The sequence below is a fragment of the Lysobacter sp. A421 genome (assembly GCF_054052145.1).
On sequence record NZ_JBSVRL010000003.1, the window covers coordinates 292,914 to 315,565 of the forward strand.

The following is a 22,652-nucleotide window of genomic DNA, read 5'->3' on the forward strand; positions in this document are numbered from 1 at the left end:
CCCTCACGGGTGTGAATGGACGAAACCGGTGATGCCCAGCTTGGCTGCCGCCTGCGCCCTGAGCTTCTCGGCCGCGGCGCGATCGGCCACCGGTCCGACCTGTACCCGGTTCAACGGGCCCTTGTCGGTCGTGACGGTTTCGACAAAGGCACTCAAACCCAGCGCGCGCGCGCGATCACGCAACTTGGTGGCATCCGCGTGGCTGGCAAATGCCCCCAACTGGACGGCAAAGCCCACCGCGCTGGCGGCTGGGGTGGGATCTGCGGGGGTAGGATCTGCGGGCTTGGCGGCGGCAACCGGTTTTGTCGCAGCCGGTTCAGGTGAAGCAGGCTTGGCGGCGGGTTTGCTGGCTACCGGGATAGGTTCTTCAGCCGGCGGTGGCGCCGGCTTCGAAGCAACTGGCCCGGTCGCGGCGATCGGCTTTTTTTCCGCTTCGGCGGCATCGGCGTTCAATACGACCACTTTGGAGCCGACGTCGTCACGCACACGCGAGGCACCCAGGCGGCCAGCCTCGGCGGCGGCGCGTGACTGGTACGGTCCGACTCGCACCCGGTACAGCGTGCGATCACCGGTGGTCGTGGTCTCCTGGTAGCCCGGCAGCTGTGCGTTGCGCAGCGCCTCTACAACCCGCTTGGCGTCGCCAGCGCTGGCATAGCTGCCAAAGCTGACGGCGTAATTACCGTTCGCGGCCGGTGCGGCATCGACGGTGCCGCTGTCAGCGGGCCCGGTATCTGGCGCCCGGGTATCCACCGTCGGCAAGTTGCCGCCATCGGCAGGGTCCACCGGACGGGCACCCAGCCCGGTCACGCTGGAACCATCGGCAGCCGCGGGCGTGACCAACGGCAGCTCGCGGGTTTCGAACTCGCCCTCGGGCGCATTCGGCATCTCCAGCGGAACATCGGACACGCCGCTCTCTGGCGCCGGGCCCTTGATCAGCATCGGCAGAAAGATTACGGCGATCGCGACCAGCACGGCGGCGCCGATCAGGCGCTGTTTCAAGGCAGGTTCCATCGGATCTCGCAAGCAACGAAGTGAAGAGCCCGGCCGATTATACGCGTGTGCCGCCAGGCAGCCGTGCGCGTTGGCCGGTGGTGTTCAGACTGGTGCGGTGGCGGTCGGGTCCAAGGCGGCCAACGCCGCCGCTGCGGTATGGAACGAACCGAATATCAGTATCCGGTCACCCGCTCGTGCCTGGTTGCGAGCGGCGGAAATAGCGTCCGGAACACTGGCGTGGCGGCTGCCCGAGGCGGCCTCGGTGCCCACCAGGCGCGCGGCGAAATCCTCCACCGCGATCCCGCGTGGAGCCTGCTCGACCAGCCCGGCCAAGTGCCAGTGATCAATCACTTCGGCCAATGCCCCGACCACCGCAATCACGTCCTTGTCGGCCAACGCGGCATACACCGCGTGGGTGGCGGCGGCGGCCGCCAGCGGCGCGGCGCGCAACCACCCGGCCAGCTCGCGCGCTGCCTGCGGGTTGTGGCCGACATCGACCACCAGCTCCACGCCGTCGCGTTCAAAACGTTGCAGGCGGCCGGGAAGGTCTGCGGTTTCCACACCACGGATCATCGCGGCCGCCGATGGCGGCGACTCCAGCGCGCGCAACGCTGCGATCGCGACGGCCGCATTGCGCAGTTGCACCGCGGCCGCCATCCGCGGCAATGGCAAGTCGATTCGACAGCCCACTTCGCGCCAGCGCCAATGCCCGGGCGGCACGGTGTCGGCATCAGCCGCATCGACTGCAGCATCATCATCAGCCGGATCAGTGCTGGCGACGTCAACGAAAAAGTCGCAACCGATCCGGATCGTCGAGGCGCCGATCGCATACGCGTGGCGCAGCACGCTGGACGGTGGATCGTCATCGCCCAGCACCAGCGGTTTCCATCCGCGGGCAATCCCGGCCTTCTCGCGGCCGATCGTCTCGCGGTCATTGCCCAGGTAGTCCTGGTGGTCCAGGTCCACGGTGGTGATGACCGCCACGTCGGGGTCGACGATGTTGGTCGCATCCAGCCGTCCGCCCAGGCCCACCTCGAGGATCGCCAGGTCCAGCCCGGCTCGCTCGAACAGCCACAGCGCTGCCAACGTGCCGTACTCGAAATACGTCAGCAATACCTCGCCACGGGCGGCCTCGATCGCCTCGAACGCCGCGACGATGTCGGCATCGCTGGCCAAGGCTCCGTCGATGCGTACCCGCTCGTTGTAGCGCCACAGGTGCGGTGACGTGTAGCTACCTACCTTCCAGTCCGCGGCGCGTGCAATCGCCTCGATGAATGCAACGGTCGAGCCCTTGCCGTTGGTGCCGCCCACGGTGATGACCTCGCGCGCTGGCCGCCCCAGACCCAACTGGCCGGCAACCTGCTGCACACGCTCCAGGCCCATGTCGATCGACTTGGGATGCAGACGCTCGATCCGCTCGAGCCATTGGGTCAGGTTCATTGCCGCGGGTCGCAAGACGGGGTGGGCATGGCCCGGGATGGACATGATCCGCGCTTACAGCGCGCGATGCACGGCCTCACCGAACAGCGCGGTGTGGTGGCTGCAATCGTTCAGGCGGACCACGTCGAGATGTTCGATATCCGGACCTTCCAGCAGGTTCAACGTGGTCGGTGCCTGGCGAAAACCCCATAGCCGGCGCAGCGGAATGGCCAGCACGTGGCATAGCAGGACCCGATTGACCGCATCGTGGGCGACCACCAACAGGGTGTCGTCGTCGCCCAGGCCATCGCCCGCGCGGAGCAGCGCACGCCAGGCGCGGTCGAATACGTGCTGCAGTGACTCGCCCTGCGGCATCAGCACCTCGTGCGGGGCGTCCCGCCATGCCCGTAACCGGTCGGGATCACGCTCGCCGATCTCGCTGGCCAGCAATCCTTCCCAGGTCCCGTGAGCGATCTCGCTGAAGTCCGGGTCGATCGCCAACATCCCGGTGCGATCACCGAGCGCCAACTCGGCGGTGCGCCGGGCGCGTGACAACGGCGAGGCCACCGCGCGGGTGATGGACACCTCGCGCAGCCGCTCGCCCAACGCGCGGGCCTGGCTCTCCCCGATCTCCGACAGGGGAATATCGGCCTGACCTTGGTAGCGGCCTTCCGCGTTCCAGCGCGTTTCCCCGTGGCGGGCAAGCAGGATCTTCATGGCGTCTGGTTGACCACTTTGTCCACTACTTTGTCCACTACCTGCTCGGGCACGCCCAGTTCCTGCAATACCTGTGGCGCCGGGAATACTTCCTGCATGATCCAGCGCAGATAGCGGCCGTCGACGGCGATCACCCGGGTCATGGCCGGATCGAACACCCAGTTGGAGCTGACGCTCTCCCAGTTCATGTCGAACACCAAACCGACCAACTCACCGCGCGCGTCTATTACCGGCGAGCCGGAATTGCCACCAGTGATGTCGAGGTCAGCCATGAAGTTGACCGGCACCGTACCAAGCTCGTCACTGGCCAGACCGCCATGGTTCTTCGCCGCGATCGCATCGAGCTGCGCCTGCGGGGCATTGAACGGCTCCACACCGGTAGCCTTGGCGGCCACCTGTTCCAGGGTCGTGAACGGCGGCAGGCGGGTGCCATCGGGCTTGGTGTAGCCCTGCACGTTGCCGAAGGTGATGCGCAGCGATGAGTTCGCATCCGGATATACCGATTCGCCCTGGGCCGCCTTGTAGTCGGCCACCGCCTGCAGGTACGCCGGTCGCGCCAACAGCGAATCGCCATCACGGGTCTCGGCCTGCTTCTCGCTGGCCAGTATTGCCGGCATGACCGCCACCGCCAGCTGCAAGGCCGGGTCGTCACTTGCCTCGATAGTGGCGCGGTCGGCCTTCACCAACGCCAGGCGCGTGTCCAGGTCGCCCAGTTTGGTCTTTGCCAGCCGGTCCAGTGCCGCTTGTACCGCCGCCTCGTCATTGCCGCCCAGCCACGCGTCCAGCGCGGCGATATGTTGCGCCGGCGGCAAGTCGACATATTCGCGCAGCCAGTACTGCTGCAACTGGCGATCCATGCCGGCGTCGTAGCGGCGCTCCATCTGCTCCAGCGAGCCCTCAAACCTCACCAGGTCGCGCTGCTGATAGCCGGCCTCGCGCTCGGCGTCGGGCTTGTCGGCCTCGATCGCAAACCGGTACAGGCCCACCGCGGCGCCAATCACTCCGGTGCGGCGCAACTGACCAAACACCAGGTCGCGGCCGCGGGTGGCATTGTCGGCCTCGTTCAGCTCCAGCAAGGTCGCGTGTGCCGCCAGCGCGCCCTCGCCTTCGGCACCTTGTCCGCGCAGCCAATCCAGTACCGCCGCCTCCTCGGCGTGCTTGGTCTTGCTGGCATCGATCCGTTCGAAACCTTCCAACTGGCCGCCGTAATTCTTCATGGTGTTCTGCCAGCCACGGATGGTGCTGGCGTACTTGACCTTGATGGCTTCGTCGCGTGCACCGGCCGCATCGACCAGATCCACCAGCGCCTGGTAGTGCGCCTTGACGGTCGGATACGTCCACTGCGCGGTCTGGTCAAACTCCTCGGCCAAGGCATAGCGAGCGGTACGTCCCGGATAGCCGGCCACCATCACGAAGTCACCGATCTGCAATGGCTGGCTGGCGAACTTCAGCCAGTGCGGCGGCTGGTAGGGCACGTTGTCCTGCGAATACGCCGCCGGCTTGCCGTCCTTGCCGACATAGGCGCGGTAGAACGAGAAATCACCGGTGTGGCGCGGCCACATCCAGTTGTCCACGTCGCCACCGAAACTGCCGATGCTGTTGGGCGGCGCGTACACCAGCCGCACGTCCTTGATCTCCAGATTCTTGAACAACCGGTAGCTGTTGCCGCCGGAAAAACTGTAGAACTGGCAGCGAAAACCCGGGGCGGACTCGCACTCGGCAACCAGTTCCTTCTGGGTCTTCTCCAGCGCCTGGGCGCGACCAAGCGCGTCAGGAGCGGCGTCAATCGCGGCCTGGACCTGGGCGGTGACCTCCTGAATCGAATCAAGCGCATAGATGCGCGCGTTGGGTCCTGCGGACAACTCCTGGGCCGGGGTTGCAGCATTGAACCCGTCCTGGATCAGGTTGTTTTCCGGCGTCGAGTTGAGCTGGATCGCGCCATAGGCGCAATGGTGATTGGTCACCACCAGCCCTTGCGGCGACACGAAGCTGGCGGTGCAGCCGCCCAGCGATACCACCGCGCCCATCGGGTCGCCGGTCAGGTTCGCCAACTGCTCCGGTGGCAACTCCAGGCCAGCTTTCTGCAACGCATCGGAGATCTGCGGCAATTGCTGCGGCACCCACATCCCCTCACCGGCCGTCGCCGACCCTACCACCGCCGCCAGCGCAATCGCTGCGGCCAACACCGAATAACGCATGCGCCCACTCCGAAGAAAAATAGAAAATCCAGCAATCGATACCAAGTCTAGCCCCGTGGCAAATTCATCTCTTCCAGCAAATACGGCGCGGGGTAGACCTTGGCCAGCAACCACCGCATGTAACGCAGGTCGACGTGGATCGCCCGTTTGTAGCGGGGATCGAACATCCAGCTGGCACTGACCGCTTCCCAGTTGCTGTCGAAGTGCAAGCCGATCAACTGCCCGCGCGCATCCAGTATCGGTGAGCCGGAATTGCCTCCGGTCGTGTCCAGGTTGGTCATGAAGTTGACCGTCTGAGTGCCCAGCTGCGGATCCATGGCGCTGCCGAAGTCGCCCTCGGCGATCGCCTCCAGCAGTGGCGCCGGCGCATCGAACGGGGCCTGCCCGGTGTGTTTCTCCACGATGCCGTCGACCGTCGTCAACGGCAGGTAGCGCACGCCATCACGTGGCTCCATCGTGCTGACCTGGCCGTAGCTCACCCGCAAGGTGGCGTTGGCATCGGGATACACCGCCTCGCCGCGTGACTGGCGATAGGCAATCAGCGCGCGCATGTAGGCCGGACGCAGGCGCAGCAACTCGCCGGCGCGGGCCTTGTCTTCGGCTTCCATGCGCATGATCGCCGGCATCAGTGCCGCGGCGACCTGCAGCAGCGGATCGTCCGCGTCGAGTACCGCGTCCGGATCGGCATTGAACCACTCCAGCCGCGCAGCTTCCTGATCCAGTCCGGAGCCGGCATACATGGCGTCGAGGCTGGCGTTGACCGCGTCCGGCGTGGTGCCAAACACCGCGTCGAACTCGGCCACGTGTTGCGCGGCAGGCAACGCGCTGTACTGGGCCAGCAGGTCCGCCAGGACCGCTTTCTCCACCGACTCCACATAACGGCGCTGGACTTGCTTCAGTCCGCCTTCGATCAAGGCTTCGTCGCGTTGCTGGTAGCCCGACTCGCGCTGCGGGTCAGGCTTGCCACGTTCCAGGGCGAGTCGCTGCAAGGTCACGGCGGAATCGAGCAACTGGGTCCGCCGGATGATCGTGCTCAACAGCTGGTCGCGCTCACGCACGTCCCGGGCATCATCCAGGACCGCTTGCGCTGCCACGATGTCGGCCCGGGTCGTCGCCGCATCCGGCTGGGTTTCAAGCCAATCCAGCATGGCCTGCTGGTCGGCACGGCGCACGGCGACCGCGTTGCTCACGGCCAGACCGTCCAGTTCACCCTGGGCACGCTTGAGACCGTTCTCCAGGCCAGCCAGCGTCGATGCGTAACGCACCCTGGCGTCGGCGTCGCCGCCGATGGCCGCCTCGATGGTCGTGATCAGTCCATCGTACAGAGCGACCCGCGACGGCAGCTGCCATTCGACCTGACTTTCGAACTCCGACGCCATCCGGTGCCGGTAGGTCCGGCCCGGGTAACCGGCCAGCATCGCAAAGTCGCCGGCGACGACGGGCTCGGTCGCGACCTGCAGGTGGGCCGGCGGCGTGAAAGGCACGTTGTCGGTCGAGTAGGCGGCCGGGTGACCGTCGGGACCCACATAGGCCCGCAGCAAGGTGAAGTCACCGCTGTGGCGTGGCCACATGAAATTGTCGACCTCCCCGCCAAACCCGCCAATCGCATCGGGCGGCGCATAGACCAGCCGCACGTCGCGCAGTTCCAACTGGGTGATCAGGTAGAAATCGGCGCCGTAATGCATGTTGGCGACGCTGCACCGGTTACCCGCTACCTGCTCGCACTCGGCCACAACCGCCTTCTCGGCCGCGTCGATCGCATCAAAGTAGGCACGTCCCTGCTTGCCCTTCGCATTGGCCACGATACGGTCGGTGATCCTGTCGAAGCCGGTCGTCACCCGGACCCGGAAGTCCGGACTGGCCGGCAGCTCGCCGGCACGGTCGGCGGCGATGAAGCCCTCCTCGATCAGGTCACGCTCGGCGCTGGCGTTGTACTGGATCACGCCGAACGCAACATGGTGGTTGGTCAGCAGCAAGCCATCCGCGGACACGAAGGCACCGGTGCCGCCACCGACCTTGACCACCGCGCTCATCGGCGGCCGGGTCAGGTCGGCCAGCGCCGCCGGGTCGCCTTCAAAGCCGGCATCGCGCAGTTGGGTGGCGATCTGCGGCAGTTGCGACGGCAACCACATGCCCTCGTCGGCATGGGCGAAAGTCACGCACGATGCCGCGACCGCGACCAGCAACGCCAGCCGCATCGACTTGCCGGCCGAGCCGACGCGCGGGGATGGCCCGCATCCCACCCGGCAATGATCAGTCATGTGGCAACCCCATTTCTTCCAGCAGGCGGTCGGCGTGGTCGACCTCGTCCATCACCCAGCGCATGTAGCGCGTGTCGACGTGGATCGAACGGGTCAGCTCCGGGTTGAAGATCCAGCCGGCGCTGAGGCTTTCGTAGTTGCCATCAAACAGCAGGCCCACCAATTCGCCATTGGCGTTGAGCGTGGGCGAACCGGAGTTGCCGCCGGTGGTGTCCACGTCGCTGAGGAAGTTGACCGGCACGTCACCCAGCGATTCCATCCGGTACTGCGCACCCTTGCCTGCGGCAATCGCATCCAGCTCGGCCTGCGGGGTGATGAACGGCTCCTCGCCGGTGGTCTTGGCGACGATGCCATCCAGGGTGGTGAACGGGATCATCTCGACGCCATCACGCGGGGAATAGCCGCGCACCGTGCCAAAGGTGATCCGCAACGAGCTGTTCGCGTCCGGGTAGACCGGCGTGCCCTGGGACTGGTTGAAATCGATCATCGCCTGCATGTATTGCGGTCGCAGCGCCGAGACCCGGCCGCTGAGTGCTTCGTCGGCGGCCTCCATCCGCAGCAACGCCGGCATCATCGCCACCGCAAAATCCAGCGCCGCATCATCGGAAGCTTCGATGGCGGCCTTGTCGGCCTCCAGCCACTTCAGGCGTGCGTCAACATCGTCGAGCGTGGAGCTTGCGTACAAGGTGTCCAGCTTGGCATCGAGGCCGGCAATGGTCTTGTCATCGGCGCCGATGCCCAGCCACTGGTCCAGCTCCGGTACCCGCTGCACCGCCGGCACGCGCTCGGCATACCGTGTCAGGCGCAGCGCCATCAAGGCCTTGTCGACCTTGGGGTCATAGCGCTTGTCGAACGCGGTCAGGCGGCCGGCGATACGTGGCGCATCACGGTCCTGGTAGCCGACACGGCGCTCGGCGTCAGGCTTGACTTGCTCGATCGCGTTGCGATAGAGGCTCACGGCCACCCCGCCCAGCCCACCGCCAACCGCACTGTCGAACCACAAATCACGGTCCCGGGTCGCCCGCGCGCCGGCCAGCTCTTTCTCCAACGCGTCGATGGCCGCCAAGGGGGCCTTGCCTTGCGCGCCGCGTTCGGCCAGCCAGGCCTCCAGTGCCTGCTCGCGGGCCTGCTTCAACCCGACCGGATCGTCCATCTGGGCAAACCCGTCCAGGTTTCCCTGATACAGCTTGAGCACGTTGTTGACGCCCGCCACCGTGGAGGCGTACTTCAATGCCGCCGCCTTGTCGCCCTTGGTGTTGCGCTCAATCGCCGCGAGGTAGTCGCCGAAGTAGGCGATCATCGTCGGGTAGCGCCATTCGATCGCCTCGCGCACCTCACCCGGAAGCCGGTAGCGATCGGTGGACCCCGGATAGCCGGTCACCATCACGTAATCACCTTCGAGCAACGGCTGTTGCGACACCGTCAGCCAGCTCTCGGGCTGGTACGGCACGTTGTCCTTCGAGTACGCCGCCGGCTTGCCATCGGCACCCACATAGGCACGCAGGAAGCTCCAGTCACCGGTGTGGCGCGGCCATTCGAAGTTGTCCTCGTCACCACCGAACTTGCCGATCGAATCCGGTGGGGCATACACCAGCCGCACGTCGCGGATCTCCAGCTGCCGGATCAGCGAGAACTGCAGGCCGCCATTGAAGTTGTAGACGTTGCAGCGCAGGCCACCGGGTTGCTCGCACTCGGCCACCAATGCCTTGTTGCGCGCCTCGATGGTGTCGAAACGTGCCTTGCCGTCCAGACCCTCCAGATCGGCGGTGACCTGGTCGGTCACGTCGCGGATGTCCTGGGTGACGTAGATGCGCGCATTGGGCTCGGCGGGCAGCTCCTCGGCCAGGGTCCCGGCAACAAAGCCGTTGGCCAGCAGGTCGCGCTCGGGGGTGGAGTTGTACTGGATCGCGCCGTAGCCGCAATGATGGTTGGTCACCACCAAACCCTGGGGCGAGACGAAACTCGCGGTGCAACCGCCCAGGCTGATGACCGCGTTGAGCGGCTTGCCGGCCAGGTTGGACAGCGCAGCGGGGTCCATCTGCAATCCGCGCGCTTTCAGCTGCGCGGCCAGCTCGGGCATTTGCCTGGGTTGCCACATGCCCTCGTCGGCAACTGCGGCAGTGGACGCGAACGCGACAATCAGCGCCACGGGCAATATTCGAAGGTTCATGTTGGCCCCGGTATTCATGGTCGAACCGTTGACCATAGGCAAAGCAGGCCGCTGTCGGCAACCGCCAACGGTCACGCCACGGATGAATAACACCGCAGCGGTACAATTGGCGCCTCACTCGTCAGACTCCGCCAGGTCCGAAATGCCATCTATCGCAGCCCAACCCACCCAGCGCCCGATCCCGCAAACCATGAGGGCGCTGGTCAAGCGCGAAGCCACCAAAGGCATCTGGATGGAGGAGGTACCGGTGCCGGAAGCCGGCGCCAACGAGGTGCTGATCAAGGTCGAGAAAACCGCGATCTGCGGCACCGACCTGCACATCTACCTGTGGGACGAGTGGAGCCAGCGCACGATCAAGCCCGGCTTGGTGATCGGCCACGAATTCGTCGGGCGGATCGTCGAGGTCGGCCCCGGCGTGACCGGGTACAAGGTCGGCCAGCGCGTCTCGGCCGAGGGCCACATCGTCTGCGGCCATTGCCGCAATTGCCGAGGCGGCCGCCAGCACCTGTGCCCCAACACCGTCGGCATCGGCGTGAACCGCAACGGCGCATTCGCCGAATACATCGTGATGCCGGCCACCAACCTGTGGCCGATCCCGGACCAGATACCGAGCGAGCTGGCTGCGTTCTTCGACCCCTACGGCAACGCCGCGCACTGCGCGCTGGAGTTTGACGTCGTCGGCGAGGACGTGCTGATCACCGGCGCCGGCCCGATCGGCATCATTGCCGCCGGCATCTGCAAGCATATCGGCGCGCGCAACGTGGTGGTCACCGACGTCAACGACTACCGGCTGAAGCTTGCAGCCGACATGGGTGCGACGCGCGTGGTCAACGTCGCCAACACTTCACTCAAGGACGTGATGAAAGACCTTCACATGGAGGGTTTCGATGTCGGCCTGGAGATGAGCGGCAACCCGCGCGCGTTCAACGACATGCTCGATTGCATGTACCACGGCGGCAAGATCGCGATGCTTGGCATCATGCCCCAGGGCGCCGGCGCGGACTGGGACAAGATCATCTTCAAGGGCCTCACCCTGCACGGCATGTACGGCCGGAAGATGTACGAGACCTGGTACAAGATGACCCAGCTGGTGCTGGGCGGCTTCCCGCTTGGCAAGGCCTTGACCCACCAGTTGCCGGTGGACGAGTTCCAGCAGGGCTTCGACCTGATGGAAGCCGGCAAGTCCGGCAAGATCGTGCTCAGCTGGGTGAGCTGACGCGTTTGGCAGATGCCCTATCGGCATCTGCCGCGTCCGCGAAAGCCCGGCCAAGGATGGCCGGGCCGGACGATCCGAAGCCTGCTCCGCTGCGCCATGGATGGCCGCGACACAGCTCGTCTCTGCGGCTTCCGCGACCTGTCCCGACACCTCATCGCGGCTGAAGCCGCTCCTACAAAAACGGAGACATCCATGTCTTTGACCGATCGTTACACAGACACCCTCGACGAAATCCGCGAGCAGGGCCTGTTCAAGGCCGAACGCATCATTACCGGCCCGCAATCGGCCGAGATCACGCTGGCCGATGGCCGGACGGTATTGAACTTCTGCGCGAACAACTACCTTGGTCTGGCCGACCATCCGGACCTGATCCAGGCCGCGAAGGACGCGTTGGACAGCCACGGCTTCGGCATGGCCTCGGTGCGCTTCATCTGCGGAACCCAGGACCTGCACAAGCAGCTCGAGCAGACCATCGCCACGTTCTTCAGGGCCGAGGACACCATCCTCTACGCGGCGTGCTTCGATGCCAACGGCGGTCTGTTTGAACCGTTGCTGGGGCCCGATGACGCGGTCATCTCCGACAGCCTCAACCATGCCTCTATCATCGATGGCGTGCGCTTGTGCAAGGCGCAGCGCTTCCGTTACGCCAACTGCGACATGGCCGATCTGGAAAAGCAGCTGCAGGCGGCCGATGCCGCCGGCTGCAAGACCAAGCTGATTACCACTGATGGCGTGTTCTCGATGGATGGCTTCATCGCGCCGCTGGACGAGATCTGCGCGCTAGCGGAAAAATACGGGGCGCTGGTGCACATCGACGAATGCCACGCGACCGGCTTCCTTGGTGCCACCGGCCGCGGCTCGGCCGAGGTCAAGGGCGTGCTGGACAAGATCGACATCTTCACCGGCACCCTGGGCAAGGCCATGGGCGGCGCGGTGGGCGGGTTCACTACGGCGAAAAAGGAGGTCATCGAACTGCTGCGCCAGCGTTCGCGGCCGTACCTGTTCTCCAACTCGTTGCCGCCGCACGTGGTTGCCGCCGGCATCAAGGCGTTCGAGATGCTGGATGCCGCCGGCGACCTGCGCGAGCAACTGGCCGCGAATACCGTGTACTTCCGCGAGCAGATGAACAGCGCCGGTTTCGAAATCCAACCCGGCACCCACCCGATCGTCCCGGTCATGTTGCACGATGCCCCGCTGGCGCAGAAATTCGCCGAGCGCTTGTTGGAAGAAGGTATTTATGCGATCGGGTTCTTCTTCCCGGTGGTACCGCAGGGAAAGGCACGCATCCGCACCCAGATCAGCGCGGCGCATACACGCGAACACCTGGATCGGGCCATTGCCGCCTTCACAGGCATCGGTCGCGAGCTGGGCGTCATCAAGGGTTGATCCCGACGAATGCAACAACGGCCGCATGAGCGGCCGTTGTCGAGTGTGAAGCCTGTTGCTTGAATTACTCCGACGGTTAACCGCCCTCGTCCGGTTCAATCGCCTCTGCCGGCGCTTCAACTGGCGACGTTGAGGCGTCGGGCGATGTCGTTTCGGGTACCGCCGTTTCAGTGGTGGGCGCTTCGGCTGGCGTCGCGCTGGCATCGGTTACTTCGGAAGCTGCCGTTTCGGGCGCCGTCACTGCAGAAGCTTCTCCGGTGGGCACCACGATCGAGCCATCCACCGCAACACCGCTGACCGGCACTGCCGCCACCGGTTTGGGTGCCGCGCCCTTGGCCACGCGCACGCCCTTGGACTCCATCCACGCCGCAAAGGCGTCCGCTGTCATCTGCTCCCCGTTCTGGTTCATGTTGAACCGCCACGGCGTATTGTCGAACTCGGTGCGGGGTTTATAGGCAGCCGGATCGGTTGCCGTCGGCATTGCGGTGTCGGTGGCGGCCGGGACGACGGTGGCGACCGGCGCGTCAACACCAATTGCGGATCCGGTTTCGGCGAGAGGCGGACTCAACGGCGGCGGGGCCGGAGCCACGCTGGCGACAACGCCGCAACGCTCGACCTGGAGGCGGAACAGCACCTGGTCGACCGCCAGCGATTCACCCAAAGCTTCGGACAACACCCCCGTCGGCGCGCCCAACTGGTGACGTGGCGCACCGAACTCGGCGATTACCGGTGCAATCACGGTCGGCTGCGCCGACATCGCCTGTGGCGCGACCAGAGCCCCACAGGCAATGGAATCCTGCCCGTGCGCCAAGCCGGCGGACGACAACAACGCTATTACGACGGCAACACGCAACATGACTCATCTCCTTGGGATAACCGGGGGCTCCGGACGCACCCCGCAGGACGCGCCTCAGTGTAAGCGTGCACTTCAACGCGGACAACCAACCACGGCACATCGGAAACACGTCATCGGGAAAAGCGAAGCCCGGCACTTGGCCGGGCTTCGCGTGTCACATCGGTGGTGCAAAGCGCCACCTGCAGCTGTTACGTGCTTAGTTCTGCACGTTCAACTCGGTGCGGCGGTTCTGCGCACGACCTTCCGGATTATCCGAACCGTCCGGGTTGGTGTTCGGCGCGATCGGGCGGCTCTCGCCGTAACCGTTCGGGCCCACCATGCGCGAGGCGTCGACACCATTGCTGCTCAGGTAGTCATACACCGCGGTGGCGCGACGCTCCGACAGCGACTGGTTGTACGCGTCGGTACCCTTGGAGTCGGTATGACCGGCAACCTCGACCTTCAGGTCGGGGTAACGCTGCAGGATCTGCACCGCCTCGCTCAGGATCGCAACCGCGTCCGGACGCAGGGTCGACTTGTCGAAGTCGAAGTTCACGCCCTTCAGGTCGATCGAGACCGGCACCGGGCAACCGTCCGGACCAATGGTCTGGCCAGCCTGCGAATCCGGGCACTTGTCGTCGCAGTTGTTGACGCCGTCACCGTCGTCATCCAGGTCCGCGCAGCTCGGGGCAACCGGCGCCGGGGCAACCGCTGCAACCGGCTCCGGACCCAGCGGCACGACTACGCCAACAGAGGCCAGCAGGTCGCCAAACCAGTCTTCATTGGGTGCTGCCACGCTCTGATCGTCGAAATCGGCACGGTAGGCCAGTTCGGTACGCACGCCGACGCGACCCACGTCGCCCTGGAGACCGAAGCCGACCTTTGCCGCGAGGTTGCCGTCTTTGCGCTCACCGGGCGAGTTCGCACTGGGGAAGTTGTCGTACTCTTCTTCCGCGCGCTGGTAACCCAGGCCAAACAAGGCATACGGGTTCCAGTTGCGACCTTCCGCCAGGAAGTGACGACGCAGGTCAAGCGAAATGCCGTACTGGCTCCAGTTCATGTCCTGGTTGGCGTCGAAATTGGGATTCTGGTAGTTCAACTCACCATCAACCGACCAAGTGGGGCTGACAAACTTGCCCACGCCCAGCGTCACGAACGGGGCATCGTTCGTGCCACGGTTGGTGTCCTGGAGATTGAACCCGGTCGATCCAGTCAAGTACCAGCGATCATCGAAATCCTGCGCATTTGCTGCCGAGGCAAACGCCAGGCCGGCAAGCAACGCCGTGCTCAACAGGCGAATCTTCATAACTCACACTCCTTACTAAAGACTACAGGGGAATTTGTCGAGCTTTCGCCCGAACCGGTGGAACGGCAGTGCACACCGGCAGGCTGGTCGCACCGCTGGCGCCTGATGATACACACCCATGACGCTTTATTAACACAACCGGGAAAAGCGAAGCCCGGCACTTGGCCGGGCTTCGCGTGTCACATCGGTGGTGCAAAGCGCCACCTGCAGCTGTTACGTGCTTAGTTCTGCACGTTCAACTCGGTGCGGCGGTTCTGCGCACGACCTTCCGGATTATCCGAACCGTCCGGGTTGGTGTTCGGCGCGATCGGGCGGCTCTCGCCGTAACCGTTCGGGCCCACCATGCGCGAGGCGTCGACACCATTGCTGCTCAGGTAGTCATACACCGCGGTGGCGCGACGCTCCGACAGCGACTGGTTGTACGCGTCGGTACCCTTGGAGTCGGTATGACCGGCAACCTCGACCTTCAGGTCGGGGTAACGCTGCAGGATCTGCACCGCCTCGCTCAGGATCGCAACCGCGTCCGGACGCAGGGTCGACTTGTCGAAGTCGAAGTTCACGCCCTTCAGGTCGATCGAGACCGGCACCGGGCAACCGTCCGGACCAATGGTCTGGCCAGCCTGCGAATCCGGGCACTTGTCGTCGCAGTTGTTGACGCCGTCACCGTCGTCATCCAGGTCCGCGCAGCTCGGGGCAACCGGCGCCGGGGCAACCGCTGCAACCGGTTCCGGACCCAGCGGCACGACTACGCCAACAGAGGCCAACACGTCGCCGAACCAGTCAGCACCGTCGTCACGCGGCGCGTCGTCGGTCATGAATGCGCCAATGCTGTCGTCGTCGGCATCAATGCGGTAAGCCAACTCGGTGCGGATCTTCACCCGGCCGACGTCACCCTGCGCACCAAAACCGAGCTTACCGGCTACGTGGCCATCTTCGCGCTCGAAAGGACCGTTGGGGCTGTTGCTACCCACGTCCTGCGGCGCGTACTCCTCCTCGGAGCGCTGGTAGCCCAGGCCCATCACGACGTACGGGTTCCAGTTGCGGCCTTCTGCCAGGAAGTGGCGGCGCACGTCGAACGAGATGCCGTACTGGCTCCAGTTCAAGTCCTGGTTGCGCTCGACATTCGGGTTCTGGTAGTTCAGCTCGCCGTCTATCGACCAGTTGGGATTCAGGTACTTGCCGACACCGATCGCTGCAAATGGGGCGTTGGCGGTATCCCGATTGCTGTCCTGGATATTCATGCCCGCCGAGCCGGTGAGGTACCAGCGATCATCAAAGTCTTGCGCGTTGGCCGCGCCAGCAATAGTCAAGCCACCGAGCAAGGCGGCGCAGAGAAGTTTCTTATTCATTGGGGTATCTCCGTATTGGTTCTAATCAGGAAACCGCTTCTGCGTGATTCCGTACCGTTCAAGACGGCAGCCGGTATGACGCCATCGAGGGGAGGTTAAGTTCGGCCACGTGAAGGGGGTGTTAACAAACGCCTAACATCCGCCCAAGTTCCGCAGACGGCCTATCTTCCTCAGCCGCTATTCAGCTAGCGAACAACGCCATCAGCTCGGTGATTGGCATTGCTTCCAACTCATCGGGCGCTGCCGCCAATGCCACCAGGCGGTCGGCGTTCGCCGCTGGCAACTTGCCGCGCACGGCCGCCTCGAACTTCTTCATCAACACCGGAATGCCTTCATCGCGACGCTTGCGATGGCCGATCGGGAAGTCGATCGAGACCTTCTCGGTACTGCTGCCATCCTTGAAGAACACCTGCACCGCGTTGCCGATATAGCGTTTGGCCGGGTCGAAGTAGTCCCTGGTGAACTGTTCGTTCTCGCTGACCGTCATCTTGGCGCGCAGTGCATCGATGCGCGGATCGGCGGCCACCGCATCGCTGTAGTCGTCGGCGACCAGGCGGCCGAAGATCAATGGCACGGCCACCATGTACTGCAGGCAATGGTCGCGATCGGCATAGTTGTGCAGCGGGCCGGTCTTGTCGATGATCCGCACCCCGGCTTCCTGGGTCTGCAACTCGATGCGCTCGATGTCGTCGATACGGTCCTTGACCTGGTCGTGCAGCTTCATCGCGCACTCGACCGCGGTCTGGGCGTGGAATTCGGCCGGGAAGCTGATCTTGAACAGCACGTTCTCCATCACGTAGCTGCCGAACGGGCGCTCGAACTCGAACTGCTTGCCCTCGAAGGCAATGTCATAGAAGCCCCACGTCGGCACGCTCAGCGCGCTTGGATAGCCGACCACGCCCTTCACTGCGTTCAGCGCGTGGGTGACGGCGCGACGGCAGGCATCCCCGGCAGCCCAGCTCTTGCGCGGTCCGGTATTGGGCGCGTGGCGGTAGGTGCGCAACATGCCGTTGTCGATCCAACTGTGCGAAACCGCGGTCCAGATCGCTTCATTGTCGCCGCCAAGCATCCTGGTGGCCACCGCGGTCGAGGCCAGGCGAACCAGGATCACGTGGTCCAGGCCGACCCGGTTGAACGAGTTCTTGATCGCGTAGCCACCCTGGATCTCGTGGGCCTTGATCGCGTAGCCCAGCACGTCCTTGACCGTCAGTGCCTTGCCACCTTCGGCCTCGGCCTTGCGGCCCAGGTAATCGGCGACGCCGAGGATCGCGCCCAGGTTGTCGGACGGGTGGCCCCACTCGGCGGCCAACCAGGTGTCGTTGAAGTCGAGCCAGCGGATCTGCACGCCGATGTTGTAGGCGGCCTGGACCGGGTCGAGCTCATGGGAGGTATAGGGCACCCGGGCGCCGCCCTTCATCTGCGCGCCAGGCACCAGCGGCCCGAGGTGCTTCACGCACTCCTCGTGCTCCATCGCCAGTGCGGCGCAGGCCAACGAGTCCAGCAGCATGTAGCGCGCGGTGTCGTAGGCCTCGGTGGAATCGACCCGGTAACCGGCGACGTACTCGGCGATGTCGAGCATCGGCTGGTCAGGGGTCGGACGGACGGTGGAACGGATGTCGTGCTGAGTCATGCAAACGGATCCGATCTGGGGAACCCGCCCATTTTGCCAGATCGGCATGGCCGCGGCTTGCATGGACCTTTGCCGTGCGTCCATGCAGTCTTTCCCGGCTCAGAGCAATCGCGGCCTCTTCCGGCGGCTTGCCGGGCACCGGCTTTCCCGGCATCGTGATGCATCCATACGCCGACGTATTCCCATGTTGCCCACCGATCCGCACCCGCTCTACCCCCACCTGTTCACGCCGCTCGACCTGGGGTTCTGCACCCTGCCGAACCGGGTGCTGATGGGATCGATGCACACCGGGTTGGAGGACCGGGCGCGCGACTTCCCGAAGCTCGCCGCCTACTTTGCCGAGCGCGCCGCCGGCGGGGTCGGACTGATCGTCACCGGCGGCTTCTCGCCCAACATCGTCGGCTGGCTCAAGCCGTTCGGCGGGACGCTGGGCTGGTCGTGGCAGGCACGCAAGCACCGCCAGGTCACCGATGCCGTGCACGCCCATGGCAGCCGCATCTGCCTGCAGATCCTGCACGCCGGCCGCTACGGCTACCACCCGCTGCAGGTGGCGCCGTCGCGGATCAAGTCGCCGATCAACCCGTTCACTCCGCGCGCGTTGTCGGCCCGCGCGGTCGAGCGCCAGATCGACGCGTTCGTCGACACCGCCCGGCTCGCCCGCGATGCGGGTTATGACGGCGTCGAGGTGATGGGCTCGGAAGGCTACCTGCTCAACCAGTTCACCGCGCCGCGCACCAACCGGCGCGACGATGCGTTCGGCGGTGATGCAACGCGGCGGATGCGTTTCGCGGTGGAGATCGTGCGCCGTATCCGTGAGGCCTGCGGACCGGACTTCATCCTGATCTACCGGCTGTCGATGATCGACCTGGTTGACGGCGGACTGGCCTGGGACGAGGTTGTCGCCCAGGCACGCGCGGTCGAGGCTGCGGGCGCGACACTCATCAACACCGGCATCGGCTGGCACGAGGCACGGGTGCCGACGATCGCCACCTCGGTGCCACGCGGCGCGTTCGCCGGCATCACCGCTCGCCTGAAGCCCGAGGTCGCAGTGCCACTGGTGACCACCAACCGGATCAACATGCCCGAAACCGCCGAACATATTCTTGCCGCCGGCGAGGCTGACATGGTGTCGATGGCGCGTCCGCTGCTGGCCGACCCGCAATGGGTGGCGAAGGCGCAGGCCCGACGCGGTAACGAGATCAATACCTGTATCGCCTGCAACCAGGCGTGTCTGGATCATGTATTCGCCAACCAGCGCGCAAGCTGCCTGGTCAACCCGCGGGCCTGCGCGGAGACCGAACTGAACTATCCATTGACCACCGCGCCCAAGCGGATTGCCGTGGTCGGCGCCGGCCCTGCTGGCCTGGCGTGCGCGACGATCGCCGCCCAGCGCGGGCACCAGGTGACCTTGTTTGATGCCGCCAGCGAGATCGGCGGCCAGTTCAACCTCGCCAAGCAGATCCCGGGCAAGGAGGAATTCCACGAGACATTGCGCTACTACGGGCGCCAGATCGAGCTGACCGGCGTGGAGTTGCATTTGCAGACGCACGCTGACGCACAAGCGCTGTCCGATTTCGAACACATCGTGCTGGCCACCGGCGTGGTTCCGCGGAAAGTGGACTTCCCCGGTGCCGGGCATCCCAAGGTTGTCAGCTACCTGGAGGTGCTGGGTGGCCACGTGGCGGTGGGACGCAAGGTCGCGATCATCGGTGCCGGCGGTATTGGCTTTGATGTTGCAGAATTCCTGGTCCATCAGGGTGAATCGCCGAGCTTGAATGCGGATCGTTGGCGAGACGAATGGGGTGTCGACCTGGCCTACACCGACAATCGGGGCGGTCTTGTCCGCGCGAAGCCGGAACCCGCCGCGCGCGAGGTCTGGCTATTGCAGCGCAGTGCCGGCAAGTCGGGTGCCCGCCTCGGCAAGACCACCGGCTGGATCCATCGGGCAACGTTGAAAGCCAAGCACGTCCACATGCTGGGCGCGGTGGAATACCTCGGGGTCGATGACCAGGGCCTGCGGATCCGCGTCGGCAATGTCGAGCAGACCTTGGTGGTCGATCAGGTCGTGGTGTGCGCGGGACAAGAGCCCTTCAAGCCGTTGCAAGCGCAGTTGATCGGCCATCCAGGCCGGGTGCACGTAATCGGTGGCGCGGACCGCGCCGTCGAACTGGACGCCAAGCGGGCGATTGAACAGGGAAGCCGGCTGGCCGCATCCTTTTAGCGCGCATTTACGTCGCTTTGCTGCCGGCTGTCATAAGTGACAAAGCTGAACAGGACCCCTGGCGACAACGACCGCATTCGCTCGCAGAACGTCGCTGGTGCTGGTTCTGGACAATTCCTGCGTGACTGAATCATGATTTTTCCAAGCTGAACGGGGATAGCTGTTCAGGCTGGATTTAAATTATGACCGCTACCGTGCCGCAACTTTCGAGTCACCCCGCAGGTGACACCCACGCCGGCCCGCACTCAGCGAGGTCAGGTGAAGGGGCAAAGCGCGCCAGAGAGCCGCAGCCTCCCCAGTACGCGATGCCAGCGATGTCCCTCTCCGCTTTACCGCGGTGGACAGGACACGTCGGCGCAACGGAGCAAGGAGTTCGTCATGAAACTGGCCTGGATTTTGTGGTTGGCCTCGGTACTGTCACCACAAAGCGCAGACTCGCTGTGCTTGAGCACCACCTTGTACCTGGAAGCCCGTGATCAGTCGATCCAGGGACAGCAGGCGGTCGCCGAAGTGGCATTGCGCCGTCGCGACAGCGGCATCTGGGGCGACAGTGTGTGCGAGGTGGTGACTGCGCGTAAGCAGTTCGCGCCCTCCCTGGTGTCACCCAACATGCGCCTGAGCAATACCGAGGCCTGGGCCGAGTCGGTCACCATTGCACTGGAAGCACAGCGCAACTGGGCGTTGCCGGCCGGCGAGCGCCGCGAGATCGTACCCGGGGCAAGCCATTTTGCCGCGCTCGCGATCGCCAGCCCAAACTGGCGCAATGCCTACCAGGTCGCCACCATCGGTGACCACACCTTCCTGAAGGTACAGAACCTGGCCCCACAGGGCTCCTGACGGCGCCCGGTTCGCGGGCGGCCCGTAACGCAGGATTACGATCCACGGCGGATAATCAACAGACGGGTCGGTGCCACGGCATCGGCCCATCTTTCGCTTATTCCCACTCCGGAGATCGCATGAAGCTCTATACCAAGCCCGGTGCCTGCTCTACCGCCGACCACATTGCGCTGCAATGGACCGGCCAGCCATTCGAATTCCAGGTAATGACCGCCGAGGCGATGAAGTCGCCGGAATACCGGGCGATCAACCCGGTCGGCGCCGTACCCGCTCTGGTCGAGGGTGATTTCCAGCTGACCCAGAATGCCGCCATCATGGGCTACATCGCCGATCGCTACCCCGATGCCGGCTTGGCCGGCGATGGCAGTGCCCGGCAGCGTGCCCAGGCGACGCGCTGGCTGGCGTTTGTCAATGCGGACCTGCACCCCGCCTTCGTACCGCTGTTCAGCCCGGGCGCGTTCCATGCGGACGCCAGCCAGCACGATGCCGTCAAGGACGCTGCGAAGAAGCGGCTGCGCGGCTTGTTCGAGCGCGCCGATACGCAGCTCGACGGCAAACAGTGGTTGACGGGTTTCCGCAGCTTCGCCGACCCGTATCTGTACATCACCCTGCGCTGGGCCGACGGACTTGGCATCGACCTGTCAGGTCTGGACAACCTGGCCGCATTCAAGACGCGGATGGAAGCCGATGCCGGCGTGCAAGCGGCGCTCAAGGCCGAAGGACTGAGCTGAGCTGAGCCGGGCCGACCGGCCGACCGGCCGACCGGACTGGCTGCCAACCTGGACTGGCCAGAAGCAGAAACGCCGCGCGATTGCGCGGCGTTTCCATTTCATGTGTAACGCCCCATGCCGAGGCACTGGCGGGGGCACCGCACAACCACCCTCAGCGCTGGCTGATCTCCACGTAGTCGCGATCTTCCGGCCCGACATAGTTCGCGCTGGGACGAATAATCTTGCCGTCCTCACGCTGCTCGATCACGTGCGCGCTCCAGCCGGTGGTGCGGGCGATCACGAACAACGGCGTGAACATCGCGGTCGGGATGCCCAGCATGTGGTACGCCGACGCGCTGTACCAATCCAGGTTGGGGAACATCTTCTTGGTGTCCATCATCAGGTTCTCGATGCGCTCGGACACGTCGAACAGGACCTGATTGCCACCTTCGGCGCACAGCTGGCGCGAGATCTCCTTGATGATCGGATTGCGCGGGTCGCCGACGGTGTAGACCGGATGACCGAAGCCGATCACGATCTCCTTGCGTTCCACTCGCGCGCGGATGTCCGCCTCCGCCTCGTCGGCGGTGGCGTAGCGCGAGATGATGTCCATCGCCACCTCGTTCGCGCCGCCGTGCTTGGGTCCGCGCAGCGCGCCGATCGCACCGGTCAGGCAGGAGTACATATCCGAGCCGGTACCGGCAATCACGCGGCCGGCGAACGTGGAGGCATTGAACTCGTGCTCGGCATACAGCACCAGAGACTTGTCCAGCGCGTCAGCGTGCAGCGCGCTTGGCGGCGCGCCGTGCAGCAGGTGCAGGAAGTGCCCGGCAACCGAGTCGTCCCCGGTCTCCACGTCGATCCGGCGGCCGTTGTGGGTGAACTGCCACCAATACAACAGCATCGAACCGAAACTGGCGATCAGCCGATCGGCGATATCGCGCGCCTCGGGCGCTGCGTGAGTATCACGTTCGGGCAATACCGTGCCGAGCATCGAGCAGCCCGTGCGTAGCACGTCCATCGGGTGGGCGTTGGCGGGGACCAGCTCCAGCGCTTCGGTAACCAGCGCCGGCAAGCCACGCAGGCGCTGCAGCTTGGTCTTGTAGGCGGCCAGCTGGGCGGTGGTCGGCAACGCCCCATGTACCAGCAGGTGGGCGACTTCCTCGAAGGTCGATTTGGTCGCCAGGTCCTTGATGTCGTAGCCACGGTAATGCAGGTCGTTGCCGCTGCGGCCAACGGTGCACAGCGCGGTGTTGCCGGCGGCAGTGCCGCTCAGCGCCACGGACTTCTTCGGCTTTGGCAAGGTGTTGGTGTTGGTGTTCTCGCTCATCTCGGTTCCTCTTGTAGCCGCCCCTCCCGGCTGGAAGTGGCGGCATGGTTGCGACCTGCGGCTTCTGCGGGTCG

Annotated in this window: 16 protein-coding genes; 5 read left to right on the forward strand and 11 right to left on the reverse strand. The window is 64.9% G+C overall.

The window, feature by feature from the left end; all coding sequences use genetic code 11:
• Positions 1-3: 3 nt before the first annotated feature.
• The 6 genes from ACW7G6_RS11170 to ACW7G6_RS11195 form a co-directional block, all read right to left on the reverse strand.
• The gene (locus ACW7G6_RS11170; protein ID WP_456998265.1) at positions 4-1,011 is read right to left on the reverse strand and encodes an SPOR domain-containing protein; all 1,008 of its coding nucleotides are present in this window, start codon (positions 1,009-1,011) and stop codon (positions 4-6) included.
• A gap of 84 nt (positions 1,012-1,095) precedes the next feature.
• A complete protein-coding gene (folC, locus tag ACW7G6_RS11175) occupies positions 1,096-2,433 on the reverse strand; it encodes a bifunctional tetrahydrofolate synthase/dihydrofolate synthase (protein ID WP_456978510.1) in 1,338 nt (445 codons plus the stop codon).
• Between the two features lie 54 nt (positions 2,434-2,487).
• Positions 2,488-3,129 carry a histidine phosphatase family protein gene (locus ACW7G6_RS11180; protein WP_456978509.1) on the reverse strand — a complete coding sequence of 214 codons (642 nt, stop codon included), beginning with the start codon at positions 3,127-3,129 and terminating at the stop codon, positions 2,488-2,490.
• Positions 3,126-5,327, reverse strand: coding sequence for a S46 family peptidase (locus ACW7G6_RS11185; protein WP_456998266.1), 2,202 nt, complete (start codon positions 5,325-5,327; stop codon positions 3,126-3,128). Before ACW7G6_RS11185 ends, ACW7G6_RS11180 begins: the two co-directional genes overlap by 4 nt.
• 47 nt (positions 5,328-5,374) lie before the next feature.
• Positions 5,375-7,525 carry a S46 family peptidase gene (locus ACW7G6_RS11190; RefSeq protein ID WP_456998286.1) on the reverse strand — a complete coding sequence of 717 codons (2,151 nt, stop codon included), beginning with the start codon at positions 7,523-7,525 and terminating at the stop codon, positions 5,375-5,377.
• Between the two features lie 55 nt (positions 7,526-7,580).
• Positions 7,581-9,758: a S46 family peptidase gene (locus tag ACW7G6_RS11195; protein WP_456998267.1), complete on the reverse strand. Its 2,178-nt coding sequence runs from the start codon at positions 9,756-9,758 to the stop codon at positions 7,581-7,583.
• Positions 9,759-9,936: 178 nt separating this feature from the next.
• On the opposite strand from ACW7G6_RS11195, the gene tdh reads away from it, so the two are divergent.
• Together tdh and kbl are read left to right on the forward strand one after the other, a co-directional pair.
• Entirely contained in the window at positions 9,937-10,974 is a 1,038-nt protein-coding gene (gene tdh / locus ACW7G6_RS11200) for an L-threonine 3-dehydrogenase (RefSeq protein WP_456978846.1), read from the forward strand.
• Between the two features lie 192 nt (positions 10,975-11,166).
• On the forward strand, positions 11,167-12,360 hold the full coding sequence (gene kbl, locus ACW7G6_RS11205; protein WP_456998268.1) for a glycine C-acetyltransferase: 1,194 nt from the start codon (positions 11,167-11,169) through the stop codon (positions 12,358-12,360).
• A gap of 76 nt (positions 12,361-12,436) precedes the next feature.
• Here the strand turns inward: kbl and ACW7G6_RS11210 are convergent, their stop codons facing one another.
• The 4 genes from ACW7G6_RS11210 to ACW7G6_RS11225 form a co-directional block, all read right to left on the reverse strand.
• Positions 12,437-13,216, reverse strand: coding sequence for a hypothetical protein (locus tag ACW7G6_RS11210; RefSeq protein WP_456998269.1), 780 nt, complete (start codon positions 13,214-13,216; stop codon positions 12,437-12,439).
• 196 nt (positions 13,217-13,412) lie between these two features.
• Positions 13,413-14,501 carry an OmpA family protein gene (locus ACW7G6_RS11215; RefSeq protein ID WP_456978504.1) on the reverse strand — a complete coding sequence of 363 codons (1,089 nt, stop codon included), beginning with the start codon at positions 14,499-14,501 and terminating at the stop codon, positions 13,413-13,415.
• Between the two features lie 221 nt (positions 14,502-14,722).
• On the reverse strand, positions 14,723-15,850 hold the full coding sequence (locus tag ACW7G6_RS11220) for an OmpA family protein (protein ID WP_456978503.1): 1,128 nt from the start codon (positions 15,848-15,850) through the stop codon (positions 14,723-14,725).
• 181 nt (positions 15,851-16,031) lie between these two features.
• Positions 16,032-17,480, reverse strand: coding sequence for a bifunctional 2-methylcitrate dehydratase/aconitate hydratase (locus ACW7G6_RS11225; protein ID WP_456998270.1), 1,449 nt, complete (start codon positions 17,478-17,480; stop codon positions 16,032-16,034).
• A gap of 184 nt (positions 17,481-17,664) precedes the next feature.
• On the opposite strand from ACW7G6_RS11225, the gene ACW7G6_RS11230 reads away from it, so the two are divergent.
• The 3 genes from ACW7G6_RS11230 to ACW7G6_RS11240 all read left to right on the forward strand — a co-directional run bounded on the left by ACW7G6_RS11230 (position 17,665) and on the right by ACW7G6_RS11240 (position 21,269).
• Positions 17,665-19,701, forward strand: coding sequence for an oxidoreductase (locus tag ACW7G6_RS11230; protein ID WP_456998271.1), 2,037 nt, complete (start codon positions 17,665-17,667; stop codon positions 19,699-19,701).
• Positions 19,702-20,079: 378 nt separating this feature from the next.
• Entirely contained in the window at positions 20,080-20,538 is a 459-nt protein-coding gene (locus ACW7G6_RS11235) for a cell wall hydrolase (protein ID WP_456978500.1), read from the forward strand.
• Positions 20,539-20,657: 119 nt separating this feature from the next.
• The gene (locus ACW7G6_RS11240; protein ID WP_456998272.1) at positions 20,658-21,269 is read left to right on the forward strand and encodes a glutathione S-transferase N-terminal domain-containing protein; all 612 of its coding nucleotides are present in this window, start codon (positions 20,658-20,660) and stop codon (positions 21,267-21,269) included.
• A 151-nt stretch (positions 21,270-21,420) separates the two neighbouring features.
• Here ACW7G6_RS11240 and prpC read toward each other — a convergent pair whose 3' ends face one another.
• Positions 21,421-22,578: a bifunctional 2-methylcitrate synthase/citrate synthase gene (gene prpC / locus ACW7G6_RS11245; RefSeq protein WP_456998273.1), complete on the reverse strand. Its 1,158-nt coding sequence runs from the start codon at positions 22,576-22,578 to the stop codon at positions 21,421-21,423.
• Positions 22,579-22,652 lie beyond the last annotated feature (74 nt).